Source organism: Burkholderia sp. MSMB0856 (genome assembly GCF_001524645.2).
Classification (GTDB): Bacteria; Pseudomonadota; Gammaproteobacteria; order Burkholderiales; family Burkholderiaceae; genus Burkholderia; species Burkholderia diffusa.
Genome location: NZ_CP013427.1, coordinates 2,295,674 through 2,309,920 on the forward strand (window position 1 = coordinate 2,295,674; position 14,247 = coordinate 2,309,920).

The following is a 14,247-nucleotide window of genomic DNA, read 5'->3' on the forward strand; positions in this document are numbered from 1 at the left end:
TCACTCCACGAACAGCAGCGCCGGACGCTCGAGCACGCCGCGCACGGCCTGGATGAATTCGGCCGCGTCCGCGCCGTCGACGACGCGATGGTCGAACGACGACGACAGGTTCATCATCTTGCGCGCGACGATCGCCCCGTCGCGGATCATCGGTCGCTCGACGATCCGGTTCACGCCGACGATGCCGACCTCGGGATGGTTGATCACCGGCGTCGACACGATGCCGCCGAGCGCGCCGAGGCTCGAGATCGTGATCGTCGAGCCGGTCAGCTCGTCGCGCTGCGCGCGGTTCGCGCGCACCGCGTCGGCGAGCCGCGCGATTTCCGCCGAGATCGACCACACGTCGCGCGCTTCCGCATGACGCAGCACCGGCACCGTGAGGCCGCTGTCCGTCTGCGTCGCGACGCCCATGTGCACCGCGCCGTAGCGCGTGACGACACCGGCTTCGTCATCGTAGCGCGCGTTGATCTGCGGGAAGTCGCGCAGCGCGATCACCATCGCGCGGATCAGCAGCGGCAGCGGCGTGAGCCGGCCGCGCGTGTCGCCGTGGCGCAGGTTCAGCTCGGCGCGCAGCGATTCGAGCTCGGTGACGTCGATCTCCTCGACGTAGGTGAAGTGCGGAATGCGGCGCTTCGCCTCCTGCATCTTGCGCGCGATCGCGCGCCGCAGGCCGATCACCGGCACGTCGGTTTCGTCGTTGCGCTCGTCGTAGCCGCGCGCTTGGGATCCGCGTGCCGCGCCGCCGCCCGTGCGTGCATACGCATCGAGGTCCGCATGCAGGATCCGCCCGGCTTCGCCGGTGCCGCGCACGTAGCGCAGCTCGATGCCCATGTCCCATGCGCGCTGGCGCACCGCCGGCGACGCGAGCGGCCGTTCGCCCGGCGCCAGTGCCGCGCGCGGCGGCACCGCATGTTCCGCGCGGTGCGGCTCGGCCGGCGCGCGGGACGCGGCGTGCGGCGTCGCCTTCGGCGACGCATGTGTTTCGGATCCCTCATCGACGGAAGACGACTCCGCACGCACATCGACCGCCGCCGAAGGCTGCGTCGCCTCCGTGCCGGCCTCGCGCGCCTTCGCGCCCGACTTCAGGTTGCCGTCGCCTTCGACTTCGAGACGGATCAACTCGCTGCCGACCGCCATCATCTCGCCGATCCGCCCACCGAGCTCCAGCACTTTGCCGGCCACCGGCGACGGAATTTCCACCGCCGCCTTGTCGGTCATCACATCGGCGAGCGGCTGGTCTTCGGCGATCGTCTGTCCCGGTTGCACGTGCCAGGCCACCAGCTCGACCTCGGCAATCCCTTCGCCGATATCCGGCATCTTGATGACATGAATCCCCATCTCAGGCCTCCATCACGCGTCGCAACGCTTCGCCGACCCGGGCCGGGCCGGGGAAATACGCCCATTCCTGCGCGTGCGGATACGGCGTGTCCCAGCCCGTCGTCCGCTCGATCGGTGCTTCCAGATGATAGAAGCAGTGCTCCTGGACGAGCGACACCAGCTCCGCGCCGTAGCCGCAAGTGCGCGTCGCTTCGTGCACCACCACGCAGCGGCCGGTCTTGCGCACCGACGCGACGATCGTGTCGAGATCGACCGGCCACAGCGTGCGCAGGTCGATCACTTCCGCATCGATGCCGGTCTCCTCGGCGGCGGCCAGCGACACGTGCACGGTCGTGCCGTACGTCAGCACCGTCAAGTCGTTGCCGGGCCGCACGACGGCGGCCGTATCGAGCGGCACCGTGTAATAGCCTTCCGGCACCGCGCTGCCCGGATGCTTGAGCCACGACGTGACGGGACGTTCGTGATGGCCGTCGAACGGCCCGTTGTACAAGCGCTTCGGCTCGAGGAAGATCACCGGATCGTCGTTCTCGATCGAGGCGATCAGGAGTCCTTTCGCGTCGTACGGATTCGACGGCATCACCGTGCGCAATCCGCAGACCTGCGTGAACATCGCCTCCGGGCTCTGGCTGTGCGTCTGGCCGCCGTAGATGCCGCCGCCGCACGGCATCCGGATCGTCATCGGCGCGGTGAACTGGCCTGCGGAGCGATAGCGCAGCCGCGCGCCTTCGGACACGATCTGGTCGGACGCCGGGTAGAAGTAGTCCGCGAACTGGATCTCGCAGACCGGCCGCAATCCATACGCGCCCATCCCGACCGCGGCGCCGACGATCCCGCCTTCCGAGATCGGCGCATCGAACACGCGTGACTTGCCGTACTTGGCCTGCAGGCCCTCGGTGCAGCGGAACACGCCGCCGAAGTAGCCGACGTCCTGCCCGAACACGACCACGTCGTCGTCGCGGCCGAGCATCACGTCCATCGCGGAGCGCAGCGCCTGGATCATCGTCATCGGCTGCGCCGATGCCGTCGTCGTTTCATGTTGCGCCATGATCAGGCTCCCAGTTCCTGGCGCTGACGGCGCAGATGCGCGGGCAGCTCCTTGTACACGTCGTCGAACATCGAGGCCGGCGACGGAATCCGGTCGTCGGCCAGCGTCCCGAACTTCTCCGCTTCCTTCTGCGCGGCGATCACCTCGGCTTCCAGTTCGGCCGTGAGCGCGTCGTGCGCGCTGTCCGACCAGATGCCCTTCGCGATCAGATGCTGCTTGAAGCGGGCGATCGGATCGCCGAGCGGGAAATGGGCCCAGTCATCGGCCGGCCGGTATTTCGTCGGATCGTCCGACGTCGAGTGCGCGCCGGCGCGATAGGTCACCCACTCGATCAGCGTCGGGCCGAGATTGCGGCGCGCGCGTTCGGCCGCCCAGGTCGATGCCGCGTAGATCGCGAGGAAGTCGTTGCCGTCGACGCGCAGCGAAGCGATGCCGCAGCCGACGCCGCGCCCGGCGAACGTCGTCCCCTCGCCGCCCGCGATCGCCTGGAACGTCGAGATCGCCCACTGATTGTTGACGACGTTCAGCACGACCGGCGCACGATACACGTGCGCGAACGTCAGCGCGGTGTGGAAGTCGGATTCCGCGGTCGCGCCGTCGCCGATCCATGCGGACGAGATCTTCGTGTCGCCCTTGATCGCCGACGCCATCGCCCAGCCGACCGCCTGGATGAACTGCGTCGCGAGGTTGCCCGAGATCGAGAAGAAGCCGGCTTCGCGGTCCGAATACATGACCGGAAGCTGGCGCCCCTTCAGCGGATCGCCTTCGTTCGACATCAACTGGCAGATCATCCGTTCGAGCGACACGTTGCGCGCGATCAGGATGCTTTGCTGGCGGTAAGTCGGGAAGCACATGTCGCCGTGGCGCAGCGCCATCGCATGCGCGGCGCCGATCGCCTCTTCGCCGAGGCTCACCATGTAGAAGGAGATCTTCTTCTGACGCTGCGCGATCATCATGCGCGCGTCGAAGATGCGGGTCTTGAGCATCGCGCGCATCCCGGCGATCAGGCGCGCATCGTCGAGGTCCGGCGCCCATGGGCCGAGGGCTTCGCCGTGGTCGTCGAGCACGCGCACCAGGCTGCGGGCGAGATGGGCGGTGTCCGCCGGCGCAACGTCGATCGGCGGGCGGCGAACCGCGCCGGCCGGCGATAGATGCAGATAGGAAAAATCCGTCTTGCAGCCCGGACGCCCGGTGGGCTCCGGCACATGCAGACGCAATGGCTCTGACAGGCTCATCGTGTCGTCTCCACGCTCGATTGTGTCTCACGCTGATGGAAGCGCGCGGCCGGTTGCCGGCTCACGCGCGAGCTGGCGCGCGGATAAGCACGCCAACCTTGGAAATCTATGCCTTATGGCGCGAAACGTCGATGACCAACCCGCTCGCTCCGGGTGAGCAGATTTGCCATGGCGGATGTCGACGGACGATCGATGGTGGCGGCGGCGCGAACGCAGGTCGCCCGTGCTGCGCTGCGTCAACGGCCGGTGGAGCGTGCGTATCGAGCCGGGCCGATCGGTACACGCCGGTCATGTCGGACGATACGAAGCAAAAGACCCCGCGAAATCGTGGATCCCGGCGAGGTCTCGGTGCGTCGGGGCGCTTCCGCGCGCGCCTGGCCGGCCGGGTGGCCCGGCGGGTGATGAATCACGCGTCGGGACGCGCGATATCGAAGCGGCTGTCGGGCGTTACGTGCACGTAGGCCGACGGGCCGCCGGCGCGCAGAATGATGCCGGCGCCGAACGTGTCGAAGATGCCGTCCTTCAGCAGGTCATGACGAATATGCACGGCGATGACCTCGCCGAGCACCAGCGTCGCCGGTGTCTCGACGCCGCGATGATCGCGCAGCCGGATCACGTCGGTCACCTTGCATTCAAAGTTCACGCCGCTTTGCGCGACGCGCGGCACGTCGACGAGGCGCGACGGAATCGCGGTCAGGCCGCCGAGTTCGAATTCGTTGACGCCGTACGGCACCGCGGCACAAGTCTGGTTCATCCGCTCGGCAAGGTCGCGCGTCGCGAGGTTCCAGACGAACTCGCCGGTTTCCTGCACGTTGCGCAGGCTGTCCTTCGCGGCGGTGCTCGAAAAGCCGATGATCGGCGGACGATAGTTGAACGCGTTGAAGAAGCTGTACGGCGCGAGGTTGACCGTGCCGTCGGCGCCACGGGATGAAATCCAGCCGATCGGCCGCGGGCCGATGATCGCGTTCAGCGGGTCGTGCGGGAGGCCGTGGCCTTGCGACGGTTCGTAATAGTGGTAGTTCGAATCGGTCATGGCGGAACGTGTTGCGACAGGCGAGTTGTGTTGAAAGCGCTCGGTGGAAGTGCGTGCGCCGGTGACGCACATGCGTGCGGCGCAACGCGTGTTCCAAGTATCACATGGCGTCACGTTCGTCGCAGCGAAGCTGCACCGCGGGCAGCGTTGCACACGCCGATGCGATGGCTGGCGAACGGCGCCCGCGACCGGCAGCCATGTCAGAAATGATGCAGCAGCGCGACACGCACGACGTACTGGTTCGGGCCCGACGAGATGTCGGCCGCGCCCGGAACGTACGCGTAGTCGAAGTCGGTCCCGGTGTGCGCGTTCATCGCGTGCTGATAGACCCCTTCTACGAACACCGACGTGCGCTTCGACATGTCGTAATTCAGCTTCGTGCTCAACTGATGCCACTTCGGATTGAACGCGCCGACCGTCGACGCGACACGAGCCTGCGTATAGGTGTAAGCCGCGCCAAGGTACAACGAGGGCGTGAAGTGATAGAGCCCGTTCACCTCGAAGTTATCGAATTTCCACGCGGTCCATGCGCCGCCGGCCGGCTGCGTCGTCCCGGTGAAATACGCATTCGACGTCGGATCGTATACATCCACGTGCGAGTAGGCGAACCCGACGAGCGCATTCGCAAACGCGTAGTTCACGCCGATGCCGATGTTCTGCTGCGACGACGCGTCGAACGTGTTGTCGCCGGTGATCGCACCGGTCGTATCGGCATTGCGTGCGTTGTTGATCTTCAAATACGACGCGCCGACCGTCAGCCCGCCCTGCTGGTATTGCAGCGCGGCGCCGTACAGACGATTGTTCGCAAAGCCGCCCGCCTGATTGCTGAATCCGTACATGGCTTCCGCGGTAATCCCGTGCCACACGGGCGACACGTATTTCACCGCGTTGTTCACCCGGAACGAGTAATCGGTGTTGTCGTTGTCGTACGGATGCGCAAACAGATAGCCCGTCCAGTTTCCGTTCGCGGTGAGCGGCGAGAAAATGTCGACGCTCGGATCGTACTGGCGGCCGAACGTCACGGTGCCGTAACGCTCCGACGCGATGCCGACGAAAGCCTGACGGCCGAATTCCCGGCCGCCCTGGCTCATTTTCCCGTTGTTGACGTCGAAGCCGCTCTCGAGCGTGAAAATGGCCTGGTAGCCTCCGCCGAGGTCCTCTGTACCCCTGATGCCCCAGCGGCTGCCGTAATCGTAGCCGCTTTGCAGTTGCACGGTTCCGTGACCGCGTGCGTTGCTCGTGTAGTTGATACCGTCCTCGATCTTGCCGTAGAGCGTCACGCTGCTTTGTGCATGCGCGGCGCCGGCAAGCAACGCGGCGGGCACGATGATCCCCCAACGCTTGTTCATGATGATTTACCCCCCAGGTCTCTCGTTTGCTGGTCGCAATGCTTGCGCGCTGCGAATGCGTGCCGCGTCGATGTATCCCGCGATGCGACGGGCGCAGTGTAATGAGCCGTTTTTCCACTGTTAGTGACCGGCAGCGGAAAGGTGCTCTCCGGAACGGAGACTGTTTTTCGGTACGGAAACCGGATAGCACGGTGGCCAAGACCACTTCATCGAGGGCGATGACGTACGATTCGTGACAGCCCGTATCGCTACGCCGGCATGCACCCGCATGCCCGCGAACGCGAATGACATCCGAGCAGGACCTGGAAACAAAAAAAACCGCGAGAAACGTGTTTCTCGCGGGTCTTCCGAGCTTCGTGAAATCGCATCGAAGCGAATATGGTGCCGGGGACCGGACTTGAACCGGCAAGCCAATCAAGGCGGCGGATTTTCGTCACACTGCTTCTTTCAAAGCCGGCGTCGTCGAAACGAAACCGTTCGTGCGCTGGACTATGCCTTCGCCGTCTCGCGCGGATGTGATCGCCACCCGTGCGCCTTAGGCGCCCCCCGTCTAGTCTCTACACCTTCCTCGCGCGAGCTGTACCGCGAGGCTTGGCTCGGCGTTGCCTCGATGCGCATCGCGCGTCAGGGGTTTCGCCGAATTTGAAGGGTTCTGCACCGACCGTTTCCGGCCGGGCACTCAATCGTTTAAGTCCGCTATGTTTACCAATTTCATCACCCCGGCAAAAGGGCGGACGCGATTCTACCATTGCTTGCACATGCGTTAGCCGATTCACGCGCATTGCACCGCAACGCAGCATGTCGGCCCGCACCGTCCGCGCCCCGATTCATCCGCCGTCGTCGACATCGACGCGACACCTTCATCGATTTCGTCCCGCGCCGCAGCATCCGCCGATACAATCGAATCCGCCCCGCTCGCCGGGCGTCAAACGTCTGAGGTTTGTATCGTGTTTTTTGCGAAACAAACGGCTCGGACGTCATCGCGAAGTCACAAACGTTTTCGATAATTTTCCCGCCGAAAACGTTTACATCGCGTAACTTCATGACCCCGACCATCAAGGACGTCGCCGCGCTCGCCGGCTTCTCGATCGCCACCGTTTCGCGCGCGATCAACGCGCCGCACACCGTCAGCCCCGCCACGCTGGCGACGATCCGCACCGCCATCGACACGCTGCAGTTCCGCCCGAGCCCGCTCGGCCGGCAGTTGCGCGGCGAGCGCACGCGGCTCGTCGGCGTCGTCGTGCCGACGCTGTCGAACCCGGTATTCGCCGACTGCCTGCAAGGCATCGACGAACTCGCGACCGCGGCCGGATTCAAGCTGATCCTGATGACGACCGAATACGACGCGGCACGCGAGCGCCATGCGATCGAGACGCTGCGCGAACAGCGCGTCGAAGGGCTGATCCTGACCGTCGCCGATGCGGACACGCATCCGCTGCTCGACATGCTCGACCGCGACGGCCCGCATTACGTGCTGATGCACAACGACACGCAACGCCGCCCGTCGGTGTCGGTCGACAACCGCCGCGCCGCCTATGACGGCGTCCGTCTGCTGACCGCGCGCGGCCATCGCCGCGTGCTGATGCTGGCCGGCTCGCTCGCCGCGTCGGATCGCGCACGCCAGCGCCATCTCGGCTACGCGCAGGCACTCGAGGAAGCCGGCGTCGCGACGCTGCCGCCGGTCGAAGTCGACTTCAACGCGGCCGAGTTGCCCGACGCGGTGCTCGCGCACCTCACCGCGCAGGCCACGCGCCCGACCGCCCTCTTCTGCAGCAACGACCTGCTCGCGATGGTCGTCATGCGTGGCCTGCGCCGCGCGGGCTTCTCGATTCCCGACGACCTGTCGGTGCTCGGCTTCGACGGCATCGCGATCGGCGAGCTGCTCGCGCCGCCGCTCGCGAGCGTCGCAACGCCGAACCAGGACATCGGCCGCCATGCATGGCAACGCCTCGTCGAATGCATCGGCGGCGCGGCGATCGAGCGCACGTCGCTGATCCTGCCGCACACGGTGCGCGACGGCGCGACGGTCGCGCCGCCGGCCGCCCACCTTCAGTTTCACCAAGCCTGAACGCGCGCCGCGCCAGCGTGCGCGGCGCGGCGACATACCCTTACCCCGCCCGGAGACCCACCGTGTCCTTTCGCCTGACCTCGCTGCTGCGCGTGCTCGCGGCACCCATCGCCTGCGCCGCGCTCGTCGCGTTCGCACCCGCTGCCCACGCAGACGAAACCGCGATCTGCTACAACTGCCCGCCCGAATGGGCCGACTGGACCGCGCAGATCGCGGCGATCAAGCAGAAGACCGGCATCCGCGTGCCGTTCGACAACAAGAACTCGGGCCAGGCGATCGCGCAGCTGATCGCCGAGCAGAAGAGCCCGGTCGCCGACGTCGTCTATCTCGGCGTGTCGTCGGCCTTCCAGGCGAAGGACAAGGACGTGATCGCGCCGTACAAGCCCGCGCACTGGAACGACATCCCCGCGAACCTGAAGGACCCGCAGGGCTACTGGTTCGCGATCCACTCGGGCACGCTCGGCTTCTTCGTGAACAAGGACGCGCTCGACGGCAAGCCGGTCCCGCGCTCGTGGGCCGACCTGCTGAAGCCCGAATACAAGGGCATGGTCGGCTACCTCGATCCGTCGAGCGCGTTCGTCGGCTATGCGGGCGCGGTCGCCGTCAACCAGGCGCTCGGCGGCAGCCTCGACAATTTCAAGCCGGCGCTGGACTGGTTCCGCAAGCTGAAGGCCAACGCGCCGATCGTGCCGAAGCAGACCGCGTATGCGCGCGTGCTGTCCGGCGAGATTCCGATCCTGCTCGACTACGATTTCGACGCGTATCGCGCGAAGTACAAGGATCACGCGAACGTCGAGTTCGTGATTCCGAAGGAAGGCACGATCGCGGTGCCGTACGTGATGAGCCTCGTCAAGGGCGCGCCGCACGATGCGAACGGCAGGAAGGTGCTCGACTTCGTGCTGTCCGACGAAGGCCAGAAGCTGTGGGCCAACGCATATCTGCGTCCGGTGCGCGCGCAGACGCTCGGCGCCGACGTCGCCGCGAAGTTCCTGCCGGCGAGCGAATACGCCCGGGCGAAATCGGTCGACTTCGGCAAGATGGCGGCCGGTCAGCAAGCGTTCGGCCAGCAATACCTGCAGGTGATGCAGTAAGCACCGGACTCAAGCCATGCTCGACCTGACTTTCCCGCTGCGCTGGCGCGTCGCGCTCGTCGCGCCAGCGCTCGCGGTGTTCGCCGCGTTCTGGCTGCTGCCGATGGCGGCGCTCGTGCGAGTGTCTGCCGACGGCGCCTTCCTCACGCAGTACGGGGCGCTGCTCGGCAACACGCGCTACATGAAGAGCCTCGGCGAAACGGTCGCGTTGTCGGCCGGCGTCACGCTCGCGACGCTCGCGCTGTCGACGATCTCAGGCCTGCTGCTCGCGCGCCGCGAATTCGCCGGCAAGCGCGTGCTGCTCGCGCTGCTCACCTTTCCGCTTGCATTCCCGGGCGTCGTGGTCGGCTTCATGGTGATCATGCTCGCCGGCCGGCAAGGGCTGATCGGAATGCTGTCCGCGAAGCTGACCGGCGACAAGTGGGTGTTCGCGTATTCGGTCGCCGGGCTGTTCGTCGGCTACCTGTACTTCTCGATTCCGCGCGTGATCGTCACGGTGATCGCGGCCGCATCGAAGCTCGACGCATCGCTCGAGGAAGCCGCGCGCTCGCTTGGCGCGTCGCCGTGGCGCATCTTTGTCGACATCGTGCTGCCGGCGCTCGCGCCGGGCCTGATCGCGGCCGGCGCGATCTGCTTCGCGACCGCGATGGGCGCGTTCGGCACCGCCTTCACGCTCGCCACCGACCTGAACGTGCTGCCGATGACGATCTACACCGAGTTCACGCTGAACGCGAACATCGCGACGGCGGCAGGCCTGTCGATCGTGCTCGGCATCGTCACCTGGGCCGTGCTCGCGCTCGCGCGCCGTTTTACCGGCCACACCGCCGCCGCCGCGGCCTGAGGATTTCTTCATGCAATCGCTTTCCGGTTCATCCGCGCCGTCGCCGGCGCCTGCCCCGTCGCATGCGAACGGCGCCGCACGCCGCGCGCCGCGCGTGTCGGGCGCGCGTGCGATCGCCGCGCTGCAATGGGGCGTCACGCTGCTGCTGTGCGCGTTCCTGATCGTGCCCGTCGTGATGTCGGTGCTCGCGGGCCTCACCGTCAACTATTTCCGCGGGCTGTCGAGCGGCCTCACGCTGCGCTGGCTCGAACAGGTGTGGCAGCAATACCAGGGCTCGGTCGCGCTGTCGCTCGGCGTCGCGTTCGCGACGCTCGCGATCGTGCTCGTTGTCGGCGTGCCGGCCGGCTATGCGCTCGCGCGCAGCAAGAACCGCGTCGCCCGCGTGATCGAGGAGGCGCTCGTGCTGCCGGTCGCGCTGCCGGGTCTCGCGTCGGCGCTCGCGCTGCTGGTCGTGTACGGCGGCTTCACCGCGTTCCGGATGAGCCTGTGGTTCATCGTCGTCGGCCACGTCGTGTTCACGCTGCCGTTCATGGTGCGCGCGGTCGCGGCCGTCGCCGCCGGCGCCGACCTGCGCACGATCGAGGAAGGCGCGGCGAGTCTCGGCGCGTCGTTCGTCACGCGCTTCGTCACGATCGTGCTGCCGAACCTGCGCCCCGGCATCGTCGCGGGCGCGCTCGCGGTGCTCACGCTGTCGATCGGCGAATTCAACCTGACGTGGATGCTGCATACGCCCGATACGAAGACCCTGCCCGTCGGTCTCGCCGACACCTATGCATCGCTGCGCCTCGAAGTCGGCAGCGCGTACACGATCGTGTTCCTGCTGATGACGCTGCCGCTTCTCGTTGCGATGCAGTGGCTCGGCGTCGATCCGTCCGGCACGCGCGCGCCGAAGCGCCGCCCGCGCTGACCTGCATTGACTTTCCCGCTCCCATGAAACTCGATTCCACTCCCATCACCCTGACCCGCTGCGCGAAGACGTTTCGCGGCACGCGCGTGCTCGAACCGCTCGACCTGTCGATCGGCGCGGGCGAGACGCTCGTGCTGCTCGGCCCGTCGGGCTGCGGCAAGACGACGACGCTGCGCCTGATCGCCGGCCTCGACACGCCGGACGCCGGCGGCACGATCCGGTTCGGGGGCGACGACGTGACCGCGCTGCCGATCGAGCGTCGCCAGGTCGGCATGGTGTTCCAGAACTACGCGCTGTTCCCGAACCTGACGGTGCGCGGCAACGTCGGCTACGGACTGAAGATCCGCAAGACGGAGCCGCGCGCGCTGCGCGAACGCGTCGACGAATTGCTCGCGATGATGCGGCTCGACGCGCATGCGGACAAACCGGTCGATCAGCTGTCGGGCGGCCAGCGCCAGCGTGTCGCGCTGGCGCGCGCGCTCGCGGTGCGCCCGCGCGTGCTGCTGCTCGACGAGCCGCTGACCGCGCTCGACGCGAAACTGCGCGACGTGCTGCGCCGCGAGATGAACGCGCTGCTGCGCGAACTCGGCGTGACGACCGTGTACGTGACGCACGACCAGGCCGAGGCGATGGAGCTCGGCGACCGGATCGTCGTGATGGGCGCGGGCCGCATCGAGCAAATCGGCACGCCGCGCGACATCTATTACCGGCCGGCGAACCGCACGGTCGCGCAGTTCATCGGCACGCTGAACCGGCTTGCGGGACAATGGCGCGACGGCGCGCTCGTGACGACCGGTGGCTCGATCGTCACGCCGCACGCCGCCGACGAGTGGTTCTTCCGCCCGGAGGATGCGCAGCTCGCCGATCCCGAGCATGCGCCGCTGCGCGGCGCGATCGGCGCGTGCGCGTTCCTCGGCGAGCGCACGCGGCTCACGATCGAGCAGGCGGCGCCCGATGCACTCGTGATCGACGTGCCGGGCCGCATCGAGCTCGCGCGCGGCACGGCGGTCGGCCTCACGATCGCGGCGGAAGGCCTGATCGCACTCGCCGCGTAACACCGCCCCACGATAACCAGACATTCCGAGGAACGACGATGCTGCTTGCTCAAATCAGCGATCTCCACATCAAGCGTCCGGGCCAGCTCGCGTACCGGCGCGTCGACACCGCCGCCGCGCTCGCGCGCTGCATCGCGAAGCTGAACGCGCTGGTGCCGCGTCCCGACGCGGTGCTCGTCACGGGCGACCTGACCGACTTCGGTCACGACGACGAATACCGCCATCTGCGCGACCTGCTCGCGCCGCTCGAGATTCCGTATTACCTGATGGTCGGCAATCACGACGATCGCGCGGGGTTGCGGCGCGCGTTCGCCGATCATCCCGAATTGCAGGACGGTGAATTCGTGCAGTACGCGCTCGACGTCGGCGCCGTGCGCGTGCTCGCGCTCGATTCGCAGGTGCCCGGCGCGAGCCCCGGCGACCTGTGCGATGCGCGGCTCGCGTGGCTCGCCGCGCAGCTCGACGCCGCACGCGACCGTCCGGTGATCGTCGCGCTGCACCATCCGCCGTTCGCCTCCGGGATCGGGCACATGGACGCGCTGCGCCTCGCGCCCGCCGCCGCCGCGAAACTCGATGCGCTGCTGCGCGGCCATCCGAACGTGGAACGCGTGCTGTGCGGCCACGTGCACCGGACGATGTTCACGCGCTTCGGCGGCACGCTTGCGTCGGCCGTGCCGGCGCCCGCGCACCAGGTCGCGTTCGACCTGCGCGCGGACGCGCCGTCCGCGTTCCGGCTCGAGCCGCCCGCATTCGCGGTGCACGCTTATACGCCGGAAGCGGGAATGATGTCCCATCACGTGTACGTGGACGAAGGCGACGGGCCTTACCCGTTCTATGAGCCGAGCGGCGAACTGGTCGACTGAAGGCGCGCGTCGCGCGCGATGACGGGCGGCTGCGGGCGGTCGCGGCCCGTGGCGGCCGATCGCGCCCCTGTCGCGCCGCCCGGCCGCCTGGCGGCACGGCCGGCAGGATTCACCGTGCTCCGGTATGATCGGCAGCCTCGATCGGCGCCCGGCCGCCTGCGCAGCCGACGCCGTGCCGCGCGCCCACGCCGCCCAACTCCGTTCCGTTGCCGCCATGTCCGCCGCCTCCACCGACCGCCCGACCGACGCCGCCTCGCCCCACTACTCGCGCAGCCTGCTGTTGCTGCTCGCGACGATCGCGGGCGTGTCGGTCGCGAACATCTATTACAACCAGCCGCTGCTCGACAGCTTCCGCTCGGCCTTTCCCGACGGTGCGTCGTGGATCGGCGCGGTGCCGACCGCGACGCAGCTCGGCTATGCGGCCGGCATGTTCCTGCTCGCGCCGCTGGGCGACCGTTTCGATCGTCGCGGGCTGATCCTGATGCAGATCGCGGGCCTGTCGATCGCGCTGATAGTGGCCGCGACCGCGCCATCGCTGGCGGTACTCGCCGGCGCGAGCCTCGCGATCGGCGTGCTCGCGACGATCGCGCAGCAGGCCGTGCCGTTCGCGGCCGAAATCGCGCCGCCGGCCGAGCGCGGGCATGCGGTCGGCACCGTGATGAGCGGCTTGCTGCTCGGCATCCTGCTGGCGCGCACGGCGGCCGGCTTCGTCGCGGAATATTTTGGTTGGCGGGCGGTGTTCGGTGCATCGGTCGCGGCGCTCGTCGCGCTGGCCGCGGTGATCGTGCTGCGGCTGCCGCGCAGCTCGCCAACGTCGACGCTGTCGTACGGCAAGCTGCTCGGCTCGATGTGGCACCTCGCGGTCGAACTGCGCCGGCTGCGCGAGGCATCGCTGACCGGCGCCGCGCTGTTCGCCGCGTTCAGCGCGTTCTGGCCGGTGCTCACGCTGCTGCTCGCCGGCGCGCCGTTCCACCTCGGCCCGCAGGCCGCGGGTCTCTTCGGGATCGTCGGCGCAGCGGGTGCGCTGGCCGCGCCATACGCGGGCCGTTTCGCGGACCAGCGCGGCCCGCGCGCGATCATCTCGCTCGCGATCGCACTGCTCGCGGCGTCGTTCGTGATTTTCGCGCTGTCGGGGACGAGCCTCGTCGGGCTCGTGATTGGCGTGATCGTGCTGGATGTCGGCGTGCAGGCCGCGCAGATCTCGAACCAGTCGCGCATCTATGCGCTGAAGCCCGAGGCGCGCAGTCGCGTCAACACCGTGTACATGGTGTGCTACTTCATCGGCGGCGCGCTCGGCTCGTCGGCCGGCGTCGCCGCGTGGCACGCGTTCGGCTGGACCGGCATGTGCGCGACCGGCCTGCTGTTTGCCGCGCTCGCCGGCTGGTCCCACCATCGCGGCGCTCGGCGCGGCTGAACGCCGCC

At 67.8% G+C, this 14,247-nt stretch carries 12 protein-coding genes; 7 read left to right on the forward strand and 5 right to left on the reverse strand.

Annotated features, from left to right (window positions below; translation table 11 throughout):
* The 5 genes from WS87_RS11875 to WS87_RS11895 form a co-directional block, all read right to left on the reverse strand.
* Entirely contained in the window at positions 1 to 1,338 is a 1,338-nt protein-coding gene (locus WS87_RS11875; protein ID WP_059815813.1) for a dihydrolipoamide acetyltransferase family protein, read from the reverse strand.
* 1 nt (position 1,339) lies between these two features.
* Positions 1,340 to 2,383: an alpha-ketoacid dehydrogenase subunit beta gene (locus WS87_RS11880; protein ID WP_059465554.1), complete on the reverse strand. Its 1,044-nt coding sequence runs from the start codon at positions 2,381 to 2,383 to the stop codon at positions 1,340 to 1,342.
* A 2-nt stretch (positions 2,384 to 2,385) separates the two neighbouring features.
* Entirely contained in the window at positions 2,386 to 3,618 is a 1,233-nt protein-coding gene (locus WS87_RS11885) for a 3-methyl-2-oxobutanoate dehydrogenase (2-methylpropanoyl-transferring) subunit alpha (RefSeq protein WP_059702082.1), read from the reverse strand.
* A gap of 406 nt (positions 3,619 to 4,024) precedes the next feature.
* On the reverse strand, positions 4,025 to 4,651 hold the full coding sequence (locus tag WS87_RS11890) for a flavin reductase family protein (RefSeq protein WP_059815817.1): 627 nt from the start codon (positions 4,649 to 4,651) through the stop codon (positions 4,025 to 4,027).
* A gap of 200 nt (positions 4,652 to 4,851) precedes the next feature.
* Positions 4,852 to 6,000 carry a porin gene (locus WS87_RS11895; RefSeq protein ID WP_059815820.1) on the reverse strand — a complete coding sequence of 383 codons (1,149 nt, stop codon included), beginning with the start codon at positions 5,998 to 6,000 and terminating at the stop codon, positions 4,852 to 4,854.
* 1,042 nt (positions 6,001 to 7,042) lie between these two features.
* Between WS87_RS11895 and WS87_RS11900 the strand changes: the two genes are divergently transcribed.
* The 7 genes from WS87_RS11900 to WS87_RS11930 all read left to right on the forward strand — a co-directional run bounded on the left by WS87_RS11900 (position 7,043) and on the right by WS87_RS11930 (position 14,239).
* Complete coding sequence (locus tag WS87_RS11900) at positions 7,043 to 8,068, forward strand: LacI family DNA-binding transcriptional regulator (RefSeq protein ID WP_059815823.1); 1,026 nt, start codon at positions 7,043 to 7,045, stop codon at positions 8,066 to 8,068.
* Between the two features lie 62 nt (positions 8,069 to 8,130).
* Positions 8,131 to 9,159 (forward strand): ABC transporter substrate-binding protein, encoded by a 1,029-nt coding sequence (locus tag WS87_RS11905; protein ID WP_059815826.1) that lies wholly within the window; start codon positions 8,131 to 8,133, stop codon positions 9,157 to 9,159.
* A 16-nt stretch (positions 9,160 to 9,175) separates the two neighbouring features.
* Positions 9,176 to 10,000 carry an ABC transporter permease gene (locus WS87_RS11910; protein WP_059815829.1) on the forward strand — a complete coding sequence of 275 codons (825 nt, stop codon included), beginning with the start codon at positions 9,176 to 9,178 and terminating at the stop codon, positions 9,998 to 10,000.
* A gap of 10 nt (positions 10,001 to 10,010) precedes the next feature.
* Entirely contained in the window at positions 10,011 to 10,907 is an 897-nt protein-coding gene (locus WS87_RS11915; RefSeq protein ID WP_059691139.1) for an ABC transporter permease, read from the forward strand.
* A gap of 23 nt (positions 10,908 to 10,930) precedes the next feature.
* Entirely contained in the window at positions 10,931 to 11,962 is a 1,032-nt protein-coding gene (locus WS87_RS11920; protein WP_059815832.1) for an ABC transporter ATP-binding protein, read from the forward strand.
* A 38-nt stretch (positions 11,963 to 12,000) separates the two neighbouring features.
* Entirely contained in the window at positions 12,001 to 12,825 is an 825-nt protein-coding gene (locus WS87_RS11925) for a phosphodiesterase (RefSeq protein WP_059815834.1), read from the forward strand.
* A 214-nt stretch (positions 12,826 to 13,039) separates the two neighbouring features.
* Positions 13,040 to 14,239, forward strand: a complete 1,200-nt coding sequence (locus WS87_RS11930; RefSeq protein ID WP_059816385.1) for an MFS transporter — start codon at positions 13,040 to 13,042, stop codon at positions 14,237 to 14,239.
* Positions 14,240 to 14,247 lie beyond the last annotated feature (8 nt).